We start from the raw sequence: 15,462 nt of genomic DNA, 5'->3' as shown, positions 1-15,462 counted from the left end.
ATACAAAGACAGCCGCTCAGCCCCTATAAAGCAGCCTGTATGCGCTGTTTGTTCGGGCGCTTGGCGCGTCAACCGAACGGCCGTCGCTACGTTTGCCGCAAATCGCATGGCAGTGTCTGCTCATGCGGGACCTAGCGCTGGCGCGGCCTCTGGGTGAAAGCGCTGCAGATCGCGCCGGTAATGCCGGCTGGCCAGCAGATAGGCTGCCGCCGAAGCAAAGCCTACCAGCGGCACCAGTTGCATGGCGTCCTGCAGGCTGTAGGCGTCAGCCAGGGCGCCGGTGATAAACGGACCGGGTGCCAGACCGAAGATGTTGTTGGCCAGGGTCAGGGTGGCGAAGGCGGTGGCATGAATCGCCGCTGGTGTGACGTCTGCCACTGCCGAGCCGGAAGGGCCGGCGAAGCCACCACTGATCAGCAGCCCAAGGCCGATCAACAGCAGTTGCGCAGTGCCTGGCGGCAGGGCGAAAGCCAGCAGCAGGACCATTGCGGAAATCAGGGCGTAGAGCATGGGTATGCGCAGCTTGTTCTGATTGTTGTGGCGGCTCAGACGATCCACCAGGGCGCCGCCGAACACCATGCCGATGCCGGCGACCAGTACCAGCAGGCCTGCGCCCATGGCGGATTGCGCCATGTCCATGGCGTGGTAGCGGTTCAGGTAGCTGGGCATCCAGGCAATTACTGCGCCTTGAATGAACATCAGCAGGCCTGAGCCTAAGTAGGTCCACAGCGCTGTGCGGGTGGTCAGCAGTTCGCGCAACACCTGCCTGATCGGCATGCGTGCGCTGTGTGCGCCTCCCTGGGGTGGTGGTTCACGCACCACCAGCGGATAGATCAGCGCGAGAAGCAGACCGCCGGCGCCGACCAGAATGAACGCCATGCGCCAGCCATAGTGCTGGGCAATCACGCCGCCGAACATTACCCCGAGTACCGAGCCGAACAGCGCAGCGGCGAGAAAGGCGCCGATCACCGTAGAGTGCAGCCGCCGCGGGAACACACTGAGCAGAATCGCCCCGCCGGCGCTGCCGTAGCCGGCCTCGCCGAGACCGACTATGCCGCGGGCGATGAACATCAGCAGGAAGTTGCCGGAGAGACCACAGGCGATGGTGGCCAGGCCCCAGACGATGGCCATCGCGGTGGCGCTTTTGACCCGGCCCCAGCGATCCGCCAGCAGCGAAACCGGGAAGGTCATCACGCCAACAGTGAGGGCCACCACGCTGACCAATGCGCCCAGTTGGGTGTCGCTCAGCGCCCATTCAGCCTTGAGCGAGGGAAAAATGGCATTGATTACCTGACGCGACATGTAGTCGGACAGCATCAAACCGAAGGTCAGGGCGAACACCAGCCAGGCATAGCCACGCGAAACCGGAGGGTTTTCAGCGGTGTGACAGTCGGCATTTGAATCGGGTAGAGGCAGGGCCACAGATACACTCCAGAGTTTGCGCGCAGCGAATGAGACGGCTGTATGGGCGTCTCAGAACTCGCGCCTGAGTAGCACAAGAGTCTTCAACCAGTCGTAGGTTGGGTTGAGCGTAGCGAAGCCCGGCATTTCGTGCAGGCACAAGCAATGTGCCGCCCCGTTGGGCTGCTCCGCGTTGCGGTTCAACCCAACCTGCGGTCATGCCCTTCCGCTTAGCTCCACATTGGCCGACCACGCTGGCCCGGCTTGCGGTTCGGCGCCCAGCCGAGATTGCGCAAGGTTTCATCCACGCTGTTGTAGGTCACGCCGATCTTCGACAGTGCACGGGCTTCGTCAGCGCTGGCGACGTCACGGCCGAGGTGCTCGGCCTGCTTCACGCACCACTGGATCTGCTCCACCGTGGTCATGCGCTCGTGGCGCGGACCATAGAGGTTGTCTTCGATACCGACGCGCACGTGATGGCCGAGGGCGATGGCGATGGCGTTGGTCGGGTGCATGCTGCGCATCAGCGATTCGTTGGTCAGCAGCGCGCCGTCCGGGGTGCGCAGGGCGAACTCGATAAGGTCGGACGGATGACGGCCGGCAGCGCCGCCACCGATGGCCACGTAGGTCAGGTTCAACGGGCCCATGTACAGGCCGTTGCGCACGATGTGCTCGACGGTTTCCAGGGAATGCACGTGCTGCAGCATGAAATAGGGCTGGATGCCGTTGTCACACAGGGCCTTGAGGTTGGTTTCGTAGAAGGTCGGGCCGGCCTCCAGCCACATGTCGCGGTAGGCCGCCTGCATGGCCGGGTCGCCTAGCGAGGTACCGGCCACATCACGTGCGCTCATCAGTTCAGTGATGTTCATGCTGGTGGTGTTGATGGCGATGGTCACCTGATCCGGTTTGGGTTCGAGCAGGGCCAGTGCATGGCGCGCATCGTTGCCCGGCCACACGGCTTCCTGGCCTTCTTCCGGAGCAAAGGAGATCGAACCGCCAACCTGCAGGATCATCTTCGGCACGGCTGTGCGCAGGCGACCGAGCATTTCCTCGAACTTGGACAGGCGCTTGGAGCCCTTGCCGTCATCCTCGCGGACATGGATGTGCAGCACGGTGGCGCCGGCGTTGTAGCAGTCGACCGCTTTCTGTACCTGCTCGTCCATGGTCACTGGAATGTCGTCCGAATCACTTGGTACGAAGCCGGGGCCGTAGGGGGCGGCGGTGATGACGAGTTTTTCCTGATTTTCCGGGAACAGCGAGTCGTGGGTATAGAACATGGTGGTGCCCTCTATGGATCAATGTTTGTCCGGCCAGGCCGGGCGTTGTTTACAGGTGCTGTGCCGGTTGGGCAGCGCCGTTGTGCAAAATCAGTAGGTGCCCTGCATCGGGCCATCAGTGGCCAGCTTCTGCTCTTCGTCAAGCAGGATCGGCGCGCCGAGGGCGACCGAGTGGATGCCTAGCACCGAGACCAGTTGCAGCACGCCGAAGATCTGCTGGCGGGTCGCGCCCAGCTCCAGCGCCTTGCGGATGTGGCGGCGGGTGCCCGGGGCATACATATGGGTGCAGGAGGCATCCACGGCGATGGCGATCAGCTCGATGGTCAGCGCATCCAGCCCGCAGTTCTGCATGGCATGGGCGCCCATGGCGACGAATTTTTCGGTATAGCCGGCGTCCAGCTCAGCCAGCGCGTCCCAGTTGGGGTTCCAGTTGCCAGCGGCGCGCATGGCATCGCTGACGGGGGTGGCGCTGTTCTGGGTGGCGTTGCTCATGGCAGAAACCTCAATCGAGATGGGGCTGGCGATGGGTTTAATTTAGTCCGATTGAACGGTGTTTGTTTGACCTTTCGGGGCATTGATTTGACATTTCGGGACGGGCTGTGGAGCGCCGGACCGGCCGGCATTGGACCCCGTGGGGATGGACTGGTTGGATGCCGGGCTGGCAAGAAAGTCGCGGAGGCTCTTTGTTTGCCTGCCCCCACTGTGGTTACCGTGCGCAGCGCTTTCCTCGGCCCATGGGCACAGGTTTCGCCTTGCACGGCGAGTCACTCTCTCTTTGTTTGCGCAAACGTAGCGAAGCGAAGTAACAGCCGCAGGCTGGCCCGAAGGGCGAGCGCCGCGAGTCAAGAGAGAGTAACCAGAGAGAAAGCGCCCCCGACATCCGGCCCTGCACTTCGCTGCGTTACGTTGCGGGTTCGCTCGCTCCATCGGCGCTCCAGGGGCACGCCCCGAAGGGCCTTCCTTGGCCCATCGTGGCTCTCGCGGTATCCATGCCGCTCAACCCCTTCCACACCGATTCCGCTCGCCCTCCTGACGGGACCTGCCCCGGCCCAGTCATTGCAGCCAAACGCGACAATCAAGCTGGCAGACGACTCGTTACTTCGACGGAGAATTTCTGGCTCAGGCGCGCCGACTCCCCGTCAGGAGGCCGAGTGGAGGTGTTGCGCAGGGGGATGCGAGGCAGGACGCCGAGCAAGGAGCGAAGGGACAGGGACGTCCCTTCGTGACGGCCCCCGTAGCTGCACAGGAGCGAGGGAAGTCGAGCGCAGCGAGACCCGGATGCCGGGGTGTGTTTTGCTTACTTTTCTTTGCACAAGCAAAGAAAAGTGAGGCGCCCGGCGGGGCGCAACCGGAACTATCAGGCAGCCGCAACAATCGGCTCCGCCAGAAATCGGCCATTACACAGCGGATTGCCAGTCCGGCGTCAGCCAAGGCTCCACCCCGGCAATCCTCACAGAACCCTATTTCAGACTCTTGGCCAACTGCAGCATGGCCTTGAAATAAACGCTGTAGGGCAGCGTGTGCAGGCCCTTGAGGAAACTGGTGAAACGCTTGGGGAAGTGAATGTCGAATTCGCCGCGCTGCAGCCCCTGCAGCATCGCCCGGGCGGCATCGTCCGGTTCCATCAGCGCCGGCATGTAGAACTCGTTGACCTCTTCCACCGCCTCGGTGCGGACGAAGCCGGGGGAGATCAGGTAGACCCCCAGGTTCTTCTCATGCAGGTCGATGTACAGCGCCTCGGCGAAGTTGCTCAGGGCCGCCTTGGTCGGGCCGTAGGTGATGCAGTTGGGCATGCCACCGTAAGCGGCGACGCTGGACACCAAGCCGATGGCGCCGGCGCCGTCCCTGATCAGGTCAGGTACCAGTACGCCGCAGGCACGCATGATCGAACCGAGGTTGAGGTCCAGGGTGCGGTTGATCGACTCCGCTTCCAGAGTCCAGGCGCGGGTCGGCGTGTAGCTGCCGGCGACGAACAACACCAGATCGACTTTGCCCCAGCTGCGCCGCAGTTTTTTCCAGGCGGCGCTGAAGGCCTTGCTGTCGGTGATGTCCAGCGGCACCGCGCGAGCATTGCCGTATTGCCCGGCCATGGCTTGCAACGCTTCGCTGCGGCGCGCGGAGATCGCCACCTGGGCGCCGGCCTCCAGCAGATGCCTGGCCACGGTGGCGCCGATGCCACTGGAGGCGCCGATCACCCAGACCTTGCTCGCTGACCATTTGGGCAACCTGGGGTTGAGGCGGGTGAGATTCATGGAACGCTCCAACAGGACAGGGGGATGTCTGAGTGTAGGGTCAGGCCGGATTGTTGCGCGACTGGCGCAAGGCCCGGCTGACAATGCCGTCGGTAATCAGCTGCCAGAGCGCGGGTGGCGTCAGGCGAACGGCCCAGTGGACCAGGCGGGTCTTCCAGCCCGGGGTGATGAAGAACTCGCCGCGCTGCAGCCCGGCCAGCAGGCCGTCGATGGCCTGATCCGTAGTCAGCGTGCCGCCGATCAGCTTGAGCGCCCTGGTTGCTGGATGGGTTGCCTCGCGTTCGGCGGCCAGCGCCGGGGTGGCCACTTCGCCGGGGCAGAAACACTGCACCTGGATGCCGCGCGGCTTGAGTTCGTAGCGCAGGCTCTGGGCGAAACCGACCACGGCGAATTTCGAGGTGCCGTAGGCGGTGTAGCCGTAAACCGGGACTATGCCGCCCATTGAGCCGACCAGCAGCAAGTGGCCGTGGCCGCGCTGGAGCATCAACGGGAGCACCGCTTCACAGACGTGGCGGGTGCCGTACAGGTTGATCTGCAGCATCTGGTCGAACTGCTCGAAGGGCATGTCGACAAACTCGGCCACGCCGCCGATCCCGGCCATGTGCACCAACAGGTCAGGGCTGCCGGCTTGTACCGCTGCCTGGGCGATGACTGCCAGCACCTGATCGCGGTTGGCCACATCCAGCTGGTAGCGCCGCACCTGTTGCGTCGGGGTCAGGCAGGCGGCCTGTATTTCGGCCAGGGCTGCATCGTTTGGCGAGCGCTCAAAACAGACGATATGAGCGCCCAGTCCGGCCAGGCGCTTGGCGGTGAGCAGGCCCATGCCGCTGGCGGCGCCGGTGATATAGACGGTCTTGTTGGCGAAGTCGTGCATCTGCGGATATCCGTGCAATGGGGTGGCGGCGGCCGTCAGATGACGGTTCCGCCGGAGGCATTGATGACTGTACCGACCAGATAGCACTCGTCGGAAGCCAGATGCACGGCCAGCGCCGCGTACTCTTCCGGCTTGCCCATGCGCCCCAGCGGCAGGATCTGGTTCAGCACGTTGAGCTGCTCCGGCGACTGCCGGCTGAGGAAGTCGTTCATCGGCGGGGTCAGCACGCCGCCCGGGCAGATGGCGTTGACCAGCACGTTGGCGCCGGCCACTTCGTAGGCCACTGCGCGGGTAAAGGCCACCACCGCACCCTTGGTGGCGCTGTAGTGCGGGCTGTGGGCGCTCATCGCGGAAATGCCGGCGATGCTGGCGATGTTGATGATGCGTCCGTAACGCTGCGGTTCCATGCGCTGCAGGGCGGCGCGGGTGCAGAAGAACACGCCGTCGACATTCACTGCCCAGAAGCGTTTCCACTGCGCATCACTCATGTTTCTGGTGATTTCCAGCGATTGGCGGGGCACCGGCTGGGTCAGCAGTGCGTAATGACGCTTGCGGCGCTCTTCGTCCTCGGGCTTTTCCGGTACCAGAGCGGCGTTGTTGAGCAGAATGTCGATCCGCCCGAAGTGCGCCTCGACTGCGGCGAAGGCGGCGTCCACCGCAGCGCTGGACGATACGTCGCAGTGCAGCGCCAGGCACTCGGCACCTTCGGCCTTGAGTTCTTCAGCCAGCTGGGTGACACCTGCCAGATTGATGTCGAGCAGCGCCAGTTTCGCACCTTCGCGGGCGAAGCGGCGGGCCAGGCCCATGCCGAGACCGCCAGCGGCACCAGTGATGACGGCGATACGATTGTTGAGTTGCATGGTCGCTCTCCAAGCTCGATTCGGGAGCCCATTGTGCCGATGGTCGCGTCGTCAAATTTGACTGAGCGGGACGTTTGTTTGACATTCTGGGACAGTCGGCAACACTGCACAGACAGTAATGCCATTTGCTGCATTGATGAGAGGTGAGCTTGGGCGGTCTGGTACGCAGTGCTTGTTTGACCAACTACGCGGAGATCGCCCGCGCGCTCGGTGTCGACCCGTTGCAGCAGTTGCGCGCGGTCGAGCTGAATCCGAATTGTCTGCAGCAGCTTGATCTGAAGATTCCGCTGGAAGCCGTCGCGCGGTTGCTGGAGAACTCCGCACGGCTGGCCGGAGTCGAAGATTTCGGCATGCGCATGGCCGAAACCCGCAGCCTGTCCAATCTTGGCCCGCTGGCACTGCTGCTGCGCGACGAGCCGAGCATCCGCCAGGCGCTGGAAGCGTTCCGCGATTACCTCTACCTGCACAACGAAGGACTGGTCATGCGCATTGAGGAGGACAATGGCGTGGTGGTGCTGCGTGAGGAGCAGGTGACGGTCGGCCATATGCCGGTGCGGCAGGCCATGGAACTGTCGATCGCGGTGACCTACCGCCTGCTCAAGTGCCTGCTCGGGCAGGGCTGGGCGCCGCGTGCGGTGTGCTTCAGCCATTCGGCGCCGAAAGACCTCGCCATCTACCAGCGAACCTTCGGTGCACCGGTGCAATTCAACAGCGTGGTGGATGGCATTGTCTGTCGCAGTGCCGATCTCGACCGGCCGCTGCCTGCCGCCGATCCGCAGATGTCACGCTACATCCATCAGTACCTGCAGAGCATTCGCCAGGAAGCCCGGACGGCGCTGGTCGAGCAGGTACGGCAGATGATCTGGATGCTGCTGCCGAGCGGGCGTTGTTCCGTGGAGCAGGTGGCCAGCCACCTCGGCCGCGATCGCCGCACCCTGCATCGCCAGCTGCAGCGCGAGGGCGAGAGCTTTTCCAGCCTGCTGGACAAGGTGCGCGGCGAGCTGGCGCTGCGCCACCTGGAAAACCGCGAGCGGCCGCTGGGGGATATTGCCGAGCTGCTGGGCTTTTCCGCGCTGAGTGCCTTCTCCCGTTGGTTCAGTCAGCGTTTCGCCTGCAGCCCCAGCGCCTGGCGCAACCGCCACCCCGCGTCCGTTACGGGCAGTGAAAGCGATAGATAAAGCGCACTGTTCGCACATCGGTGATTGCCGCGCAGTGGCCTGCTGGGCGAAAATGCCGGCCTTTTTCGTCCCTCTGTGTTTCAACCCGGATGGTTCAGCAGGACGCGAGATGATGGCGAGGGCAGTTGCGAGGCAGTTTGGTTGCTTGGGAGAAGCGCATAGCCGGTCTATGGGCGCCGACCAGGCAGCGGAAATGGCCGCAAATGCATCGTCATGGCTCGCGTAGGCTCGCAGAGTCGCCTAATGGAGTATCCGGGTTCAATAGCAGACTCTCAGGAGATCAGCGATGCCCAGCCGTCGTGAGCGTGCCAATGCCATTCGTGCCCTCAGCATGGATGCCGTGCAGAAAGCCAACAGCGGTCACCCCGGTGCCCCGATGGGCATGGCGGATATCGCCGAGGTGCTCTGGCGCGAGCATCTCAAGCACAATCCGCAGAATCCGCAGTGGGCCGACCGCGACCGTTTCGTGCTGTCCAACGGCCACGGCTCGATGCTGATCTACTCGCTGCTGCACCTGACCGGCTACGACCTGTCGATCGACGACCTGAAGAACTTCCGCCAGCTGCACAGCAAGACCCCGGGACATCCGGAGTACGGCTACACCCCCGGCGTGGAAACCACCACCGGCCCGCTGGGGCAGGGCATCGCCAACGCGGTCGGCTTCGCCCTGGCGGAAAAGGTCCTGGCGGCGCAGTTCAACCGCGACGGCCACGCCATCGTTGACCACCACACCTACACCTTCCTCGGCGACGGCTGCATGATGGAAGGCATCAGCCATGAAGTCTGCTCGCTGGCCGGCACCCTGGGCCTGGGCAAGCTGATCGCCTTCTACGACGACAACGGCATCTCCATCGACGGCGAAGTGCACGGCTGGTTCACCGACGACACCCCGGCGCGCTTCGAGGCCTACGGCTGGCAGGTGATCCGCAATGTCGACGGGCATGACGCCGAGGAAATCCAGACCGCCATCCAGACTGCCCGTGGCGAAACCGCGCGGCCGACGCTGATCTGCTGCAAGACGGTGATCGGCTTCGGCTCGCCGAACAAGGGCGGCAAGGAAGAGTGCCACGGTGCCCCGCTGGGCAACGACGAGATCGCCGCCACCCGCGCCCAGCTGGGCTGGAACCATGGCCCGTTCGAAATCCCGGCGGACATCTATGCCGAGTGGGATGCCAAGGCCGCCGGTGCCGCCCGCGAAGCCGAGTGGAACGACCAGTTCGCCGCTTACGCCGCCGCTCATCCCGACCTGGCTGCCGAGTTCAAGCGGCGCATGGCCGGTGAGCTGCCGGCCGACTTCGCCGAGAAGTCCGCCGCCTATGTGGCCGATGTCGCCGCCAAGGGCGAAACCATCGCCAGCCGCAAGGCCAGCCAGAATGCGCTGAACGCCTTCGGCCCGCTGCTGCCGGAATTCCTCGGTGGTTCGGCCGACCTGGCCGGCTCCAACCTGACCCTGTGGAAAGGCTGCAAGGGCGTGTCTGCCGCGGATGCCTCAGGCAACTACATGTACTACGGCGTTCGCGAGTTCGGCATGTGCGCGATCATGAACGGCGTGGCCCTGCACGGTGGCTTCGTGCCCTACGGTGCGACCTTCCTGATCTTCATGGAATACGCGCGCAATGCCGTGCGCATGGCCGCATTGATGAAACAACGCGTGCTCTATGTGTTCACCCACGACTCCATCGGCCTGGGCGAAGACGGCCCGACGCACCAGCCGATCGAGCAACTGGCCAGCCTGCGCGGTACGCCGAACCTGGACACCTGGCGGCCGTGTGACGCGGTGGAATCCGCGGTGGCCTGGAAGTTCGCCATCCAGCGCAATGACGGCCCCAGCGCGCTGATCTTCAGTCGGCAGAACCTGCCGCACCAGTCGCGTGACGCGCAACAACTGGCCGACATCGCCCGTGGCGCTTATGTGCTGAAAGACTGCGCCGGCGAACCGGAGCTGATCCTGATTGCCACCGGCTCGGAAGTCGGTCTGGCGGTTCAGGCGTATGACCAGCTCAGTGCGCAGGGCCGCCAGGTGCGTGTGGTGTCGATGCCCTGTACCAGCGTGTTCGATGCCCAGGACGCCGGCTACAAGCAGGACGTGCTGCCGTTGCAGGTCGGCGCGCGGATCGCCATCGAGGCTTCGCATGCGGATTACTGGTACAAGTATGTGGGCCTGGAAGGGCGCATCATCGGCATGACCAGCTTTGGCGAGTCGGCACCGGCACCGGCGCTGTTCGAGGAGTTCGGCTTCACTGTCGAGAATGTGCTGGAAACTGCTGCCGAGCTGCTCGACGCTTGATCGTCCTTGTAGGAGCGAGCTTGCTCGCGATGCTCAAACATTGATCGCGAGCAGGCTCGCTCCTACAGGCTGACCGTAACCGTGCCGAACATGCCCAACGCCCAACGCCCCTATCGCATCGCCCTCAACGGCTACGGCCGCATCGGCCGTTGCGTGCTGCGCGCGTTGCACGAGCGTGGCGCAGCGGCCGGGTTGCAGATCGTCGCGCTGAATGACCTGGCCGACCAGGCCAGCATCGAATACCTGACCCGCTTCGATTCCACCCACGGGCGTTTTCCCGGCGCGGTAAGCGTCGAGGGGGATTGCCTGCACATCAACGGCGATTGCGTGAAGGTGCTGCGCCAGAGCACGCCGGAGGCGATTGACTGGGCGGCGCTGGACATTGACCTGCTGCTCGAGTGTTCCGGTCAGTACACCAGCCGGGTGCAGGCCGAACGCTTCCTCAGGGCCGGCGCGCCGCGCGTGCTGTTCTCGCAACCGATGGCCAGCGAGGCGGACATCGACGCCACCATCGTCTACGGCATCAACCAGCAGCAGCTCAGTGGCAATGAGCGGCTGATCTCCAACGCCTCCTGCACCACCAATTGCGGAGTGCCGCTGCTCAAGGTGCTGAACGAATCGGTCGGGCTGGAGTACGTGTCCATCACCACCATCCATTCGGCGATGAATGACCAGCCGGTGATCGACGCCTATCACCATGAAGACCTGCGCCGCACCCGTTCGGCCTTCCAGTCGGTGATTCCGGTGTCCACCGGCCTGGCGCGCGGCATCGAGCGCCTGCTGCCGGAACTGGCCGGGCGCATCCAGGCCAAGGCGATCCGCGTACCGACGGTGAATGTGTCCTGTCTGGACATCACGTTGCAGACCGCGCGCGACACCACGGCCGCCGAGATCAACCAGCTGCTGCGCGCGGCCACCGAGCGGGGGCCGCTGCGTCACCTGCTGGCCTACACTGAACTGCCGCATGCCAGCTGCGACTTCAACCATGACCCGCACTCGGCCATCGTCGATGGCAGCCAGACCCGTGTTTCCGGCCCCCGGCTGGTCAATCTGCTGGCCTGGTTCGACAACGAGTGGGGCTTCGCCAACCGCATGCTGGATGTGTCGCGCCATTGGCTCGATGCCACGGCTACCCGTTAATTCACTTCCCCAGATAGGACCCCGTCATGACCGTTCTGAAGATGACCGACCTCGACCTCGCCGGCAAGCGCGTGCTGATCCGCGAAGACCTCAACGTGCCGGTGAAGGATGGCGTGGTGAAGAGCGATGCGCGCATCGTCGCTTCGTTGCCGACCATGAAGCTGGCGCTGGAGAAGGGCGCGGCGGTCATGGTCTGCTCGCACCTGGGGCGTCCGACCGAGGGTGAGTACAGCGAGGAAAACAGCCTGGCGCCGGTGGCCGCGTATCTGAGCAAGGCGCTGGGCCGCGAAGTCCCGCTGGTCAAGGATTACCTGGGTGGCGTTGCGCTGAAAGCCGGCGAGATCGTGCTGTTCGAGAACGTGCGCTTCAACCCGGGCGAGAAGAAGAACGCCGACGCGCTGGCGCAGCAGTACGCCGCGCTGTGCGATGTGTTCGTCATGGACGCCTTCGGTACCGCGCACCGCGCCGAGGGTTCTACCCACGGCGTGGCCAAGTTCGCCAAGGTCGCCTGCGCCGGTCCCTTGCTGGCTGCCGAGCTGGAAGCCCTGGGCAAGGCCCTGGGTCACCCGGCCAAGCCGATGGCGGCGATTGTCGCCGGCTCCAAGGTGTCGACCAAGCTGGACGTGCTCAACAGCCTGAGCCAGATCTGCGACCAGCTGATCGTCGGTGGCGGCATCGCCAATACCTTCCTCGCCGCCGCCGGTTTCCCGGTGGGCAAGTCGCTGTATGAAGCCGATCTGGTCGATACCGCGCGCGCCATCGCGGCCAAGGTCAGCGTGCCGCTGCCGGTCGACGTGGTGGTGGCCAAGGCCTTTGCCGAAGATGCCGAGGCCACGGTCAAACTGGTGGCCGATGTGGCCGAAGACGACATGATCCTCGACATCGGCCCGCAGACCGCCGCGCAGTTCGCCGAGCTGCTCAAGGCCTCCAGGACGATCCTGTGGAACGGCCCGGTCGGCGTGTTCGAGTTCGACCAGTTCGGCAACGGCACCAAGGTGCTGGCCGAAGCCATCGCCACCAGCCCGGCATTCTCGATTGCCGGCGGTGGCGACACCCTGGCGGCCATCGACAAGTACGGCGTGGCCGGGCGCATCAGCTATATCTCCACCGGTGGCGGCGCCTTCCTCGAATTCGTCGAGGGCAAGGTGCTGCCGGCAGTGGCGGTGCTCGAGCAGCGCGCCAAGTGATGGCCCCGCTCGGCATCGAGCCTGCAGGAGCGAGCTCGCTCGCGATGAGGTCTGCAGGCATGCCTCTGCACGGTCATCGCCAGCAAGCTGGCGCCTGCAGGAGTACCTGTCTGGTCGTGGCGCTGACGGCGCTGCTGTCCGGCTGTGCCAGCCCCGAGTCGGGCGGGCCGTGGATCCACTGGGTCTGCGACAGCCAGACCGAGCTGCTCTGGCGGCATGTGAACGGCAAGCCGGATCGGGTGGAGCTGCGCCTGGACGGCGCCACGCACATCTACTACCTCACCGAGCAGGAAGCCGGCTCCGGCGTGATCTACAGCGACGGCGAACTGGTGTTTCACACCAAAGGCCAGCAGGGCTTGCTCTACTGGGCGGAAACCGACGAGCTGATCGGCAGCGGCTGCCAGCAGCCGGGCAAATGACTTGAATGCAGCCTGCCCGTGCGGCAGGCTAACTAACGATTTATCGACCTCCAACGGGAGACAGGCAACATGGCACTTATCAGCATGCGTCAGATGCTCGACCACGCCGCCGAATTCGGCTACGGCGTGCCGGCGTTCAACGTCAACAACCTCGAGCAGATGCGCGCCATCATGGAAGCGGCCGACAAGACCGACTCGCCGGTGATCGTGCAGGCCTCGGCCGGCGCGCGCAAATACGCCGGTGCGCCGTTCCTGCGCCACCTGATCCTGGCCGCCATCGAAGAGTTCCCGCACATTCCGGTGTGCATGCACCAGGACCACGGCACCAGCCCGGACGTGTGCCAGCGCTCGATCCAGCTCGGCTTCAGCTCGGTGATGATGGATGGCTCGCTGAAGGCCGACGGCAAGACCCCGGCCGACTACGACTACAACGTCCGCGTGACCCGCGAAACCGTGGCCTTCTCGCACGCCTGTGGCGTGTCGGTGGAAGGCGAGCTGGGTTGCCTGGGCAGCCTGGAAACCGGCCAGGCCGGTGAAGAGGATGGCGTCGGCGCCGAAGGTACGCTGGATCACAGCCAGATGCTCACTGATCCGGAAGAAGCCGCCGACTTCGTCAAGCAGACCCAGGTCGATGCCCTGGCGATCGCCATCGGCACCAGCCACGGCGCCTACAAGTTCACCAAGCCGCCAACTGGCGACATCCTCGCCATCGACCGCATCAAGGCGATCCACGCGCGCATCCCCAACACGCACCTGGTGATGCACGGCTCGTCGAGCGTGCCGCAAGAGTGGCTGGCGATCATCAACCAGTACGGTGGTGACATCAAAGAGACTTACGGCGTGCCGGTGGAAGAGATTGTTGAAGGCATCAAGCACGGCGTGCGCAAGGTCAACATCGACACCGATCTGCGTCTGGCCTCGACCGGTGCGATCCGCCGCATGATGGCCGAGCAGCCGAGCGAGTTTGATCCGCGCAAGTTCTTTGCCCAGACCATCGTCGCCATGCGCGACATCTGTATCGCCCGCTACGAAGCCTTCGGCACCGCCGGCAATGCCTCGAAGATCAAGCCGATCTCCCTCGAAGGCATGTTCCAGCGCTATGCCAAGGGTGAGCTGGCCGCCAAGGTCAACTGATCCTGGCGTTCGCGCACGGGCCCGCTTCGGCGGGCCTTTGCTTTTGGCTCGGCTCAGCCCGGGTGTCGCTGGCTCCTGCAGCCTTATCTCTGACTGATTTGCCGATGAACGATCTTAAATACCTGCGTGGCTACCCCGAGCCGCTGCTGGCGCAGGTGCGCCAACTGCGCGAACAGGGGCGCCTGGGCGACTACCTGCAGCAGCGCTACCCGGAGCGGCATGCGGTGCAGAGCGACAAGGCACTGTATGCCTATGCGATGCAGCTCAAGCAGGAGTTCCTGCGCAATGCGCCGGGGCTGGACAAGGTGCTCTACGACAGCAAGCTGGATGTGCTCCGGCAGGCCCTCGGCCTGCACACGGCGGTATCCCGGGTGCATGGCAGCAAGCTCAAGGCGAAGAAGGAAATCCGCATCGCCGCGGTGTTCCGCGAGGCGGCGCCACAGTTCCTGCAGATGATCGTGGTGCATGAGCTGGCGCACCTGCGCGAGTTCGAGCACAACAAGGCGTTCTACCAGCTGTGCGAACACATGCTGCCCGGCTATCACCAGCTGGAATTCGACCTGCGCGTGTGGCTGAGCTGGCGCGAGGCGCCTGCCGCGCCGCCAGTGATCACGCCTGCGCAATGAGCAAGGCATGCTGGCGCTGCTGTTGGCAGGGCGGGTTGCACCCGCCCTACACAGCCATGTCGCTGGCGACCGTCGCAGTCAGGAGGACGGGTGCAGGTTACGCCGCGGCATGGCTAACCGACCCTGCTCAGACTTTCTTGAAGTCCGCGCCGAAGGTCTCGGCATAGCCCTCGAGAAAGGCTTGCCAGAGCTTGTCGTTCCACTCCGAGCGGCGCCGCAGCTGGCGGATGTCGTGGCGCGCGGCGCGAATCGCGGTGATGCGCTGGCGGCTTTTCTCCAGGTCGAGCACGCCGATCTCGACCTTCTCGCCCTGTACGCGCACAAACACATGCTTCATGCGCAGGCAGCCATGCTGCCAGCGCCCGAGGTTGAAGCGCGCCAGGGTGCAGCCGATTTCATGCAGGATGCGCAGGTGCAGGGCCTCGCCCCACTGCTGGTCAGCGCCGCGGGCATAGCAGTCTTCCAGGCTGCTGAAGCCATCCAGCGCCTCGGTGACCAGCAGTGCGTGCCAGGTGCCGGATACCTTGCGGCAGTCGGCGTAGACCACGATTGGCGCGATCACCTGCAGCTCGGCACAGGCGCGCAGTGCGGCGGCCTCGCGCATCGAGGTCGGGTAGCCCAGGGGATGCTGCAGCGAGCGGTAGGTATGCCCGACCTGCTGTTTGCGGTAGAGCATCTTGCCGGTGGTGGTCATGATGCGTTTCACGCCACTTTCGCCGCCACGCCGGACATTCGGCTCCTCCACCCATTCGCCGGGGACCCCCAGCCATTGCTTGAAGGCTTCGTCACGGGGGAGCTGCAACAGTGCATTTACATCAGCAGGCATT

14 protein-coding genes are annotated in these 15,462 nt (G+C 64.4%); 7 read left to right on the top strand and 7 right to left on the bottom strand.

The window, feature by feature from the left end; all coding sequences use genetic code 11:
- Window positions 1-120: 120 nt before the first annotated feature.
- From ISX93_RS07815 to ISX93_RS07790, 6 genes are all read right to left on the bottom strand, one after another.
- Window positions 121-1,422: an MFS transporter gene (locus tag ISX93_RS07815; protein ID WP_308705307.1), complete on the bottom strand. Its 1,302-nt coding sequence runs from the start codon at window positions 1,420-1,422 to the stop codon at window positions 121-123.
- Window positions 1,423-1,631: 209 nt separating this feature from the next.
- On the bottom strand, window positions 1,632-2,678 hold the full coding sequence (locus ISX93_RS07810; RefSeq protein ID WP_195778157.1) for a 3-keto-5-aminohexanoate cleavage protein: 1,047 nt from the start codon (window positions 2,676-2,678) through the stop codon (window positions 1,632-1,634).
- Window positions 2,679-2,768: 90 nt separating this feature from the next.
- Window positions 2,769-3,170: a carboxymuconolactone decarboxylase family protein gene (locus tag ISX93_RS07805; RefSeq protein ID WP_195778156.1), complete on the bottom strand. Its 402-nt coding sequence runs from the start codon at window positions 3,168-3,170 to the stop codon at window positions 2,769-2,771.
- 968 nt (window positions 3,171-4,138) lie between these two features.
- Window positions 4,139-4,930: an SDR family NAD(P)-dependent oxidoreductase gene (locus tag ISX93_RS07800; RefSeq protein WP_195778155.1), complete on the bottom strand. Its 792-nt coding sequence runs from the start codon at window positions 4,928-4,930 to the stop codon at window positions 4,139-4,141.
- A 40-nt stretch (window positions 4,931-4,970) separates the two neighbouring features.
- Complete coding sequence (locus tag ISX93_RS07795) at window positions 4,971-5,804, bottom strand: SDR family NAD(P)-dependent oxidoreductase (RefSeq protein WP_195778154.1); 834 nt, start codon at window positions 5,802-5,804, stop codon at window positions 4,971-4,973.
- 35 nt (window positions 5,805-5,839) lie between these two features.
- Window positions 5,840-6,664, bottom strand: a complete 825-nt coding sequence (locus ISX93_RS07790; protein ID WP_195778153.1) for an SDR family NAD(P)-dependent oxidoreductase — start codon at window positions 6,662-6,664, stop codon at window positions 5,840-5,842.
- Window positions 6,665-6,840: 176 nt separating this feature from the next.
- Between ISX93_RS07790 and ISX93_RS07785 the strand changes: the two genes are divergently transcribed.
- The 7 genes from ISX93_RS07785 to ISX93_RS07755 all read left to right on the top strand — a co-directional run bounded on the left by ISX93_RS07785 (window position 6,841) and on the right by ISX93_RS07755 (window position 14,635).
- Window positions 6,841-7,842, top strand: coding sequence for an AraC family transcriptional regulator (locus ISX93_RS07785; RefSeq protein ID WP_229732104.1), 1,002 nt, complete (start codon window positions 6,841-6,843; stop codon window positions 7,840-7,842).
- A gap of 286 nt (window positions 7,843-8,128) precedes the next feature.
- Complete coding sequence (gene tkt / locus ISX93_RS07780) at window positions 8,129-10,129, top strand: transketolase (protein ID WP_195778151.1); 2,001 nt, start codon at window positions 8,129-8,131, stop codon at window positions 10,127-10,129.
- 90 nt (window positions 10,130-10,219) lie between these two features.
- Window positions 10,220-11,269 carry an erythrose-4-phosphate dehydrogenase gene (gene epd / locus ISX93_RS07775; protein ID WP_195778150.1) on the top strand — a complete coding sequence of 350 codons (1,050 nt, stop codon included), beginning with the start codon at window positions 10,220-10,222 and terminating at the stop codon, window positions 11,267-11,269.
- 26 nt (window positions 11,270-11,295) lie between these two features.
- Complete coding sequence (locus ISX93_RS07770) at window positions 11,296-12,456, top strand: phosphoglycerate kinase (RefSeq protein WP_195778149.1); 1,161 nt, start codon at window positions 11,296-11,298, stop codon at window positions 12,454-12,456.
- 59 nt (window positions 12,457-12,515) lie between these two features.
- Window positions 12,516-12,875 carry an MliC family protein gene (locus ISX93_RS07765; protein WP_195778148.1) on the top strand — a complete coding sequence of 120 codons (360 nt, stop codon included), beginning with the start codon at window positions 12,516-12,518 and terminating at the stop codon, window positions 12,873-12,875.
- A 69-nt stretch (window positions 12,876-12,944) separates the two neighbouring features.
- Window positions 12,945-14,009 carry a class II fructose-bisphosphate aldolase gene (fba, locus tag ISX93_RS07760; RefSeq protein WP_195778147.1) on the top strand — a complete coding sequence of 355 codons (1,065 nt, stop codon included), beginning with the start codon at window positions 12,945-12,947 and terminating at the stop codon, window positions 14,007-14,009.
- A 104-nt stretch (window positions 14,010-14,113) separates the two neighbouring features.
- Window positions 14,114-14,635, top strand: a complete 522-nt coding sequence (locus ISX93_RS07755; protein ID WP_195778146.1) for a YgjP-like metallopeptidase domain-containing protein — start codon at window positions 14,114-14,116, stop codon at window positions 14,633-14,635.
- A 127-nt stretch (window positions 14,636-14,762) separates the two neighbouring features.
- Here the strand turns inward: ISX93_RS07755 and ISX93_RS07750 are convergent, their stop codons facing one another.
- Window positions 14,763-15,461 carry a lipopolysaccharide kinase InaA family protein gene (locus tag ISX93_RS07750; RefSeq protein ID WP_195778145.1) on the bottom strand — a complete coding sequence of 233 codons (699 nt, stop codon included), beginning with the start codon at window positions 15,459-15,461 and terminating at the stop codon, window positions 14,763-14,765.
- Window position 15,462 lies beyond the last annotated feature (1 nt).

The organism is Pseudomonas sp. N040 (genome assembly GCF_015637705.1).
Taxonomy (GTDB): Bacteria; Pseudomonadota; Gammaproteobacteria; order Pseudomonadales; family Pseudomonadaceae; genus Aquipseudomonas.
The sequence above is the reverse complement of the archived record's forward strand: the minus strand, read 5'-3'. Positions and strand labels throughout refer to the sequence as shown.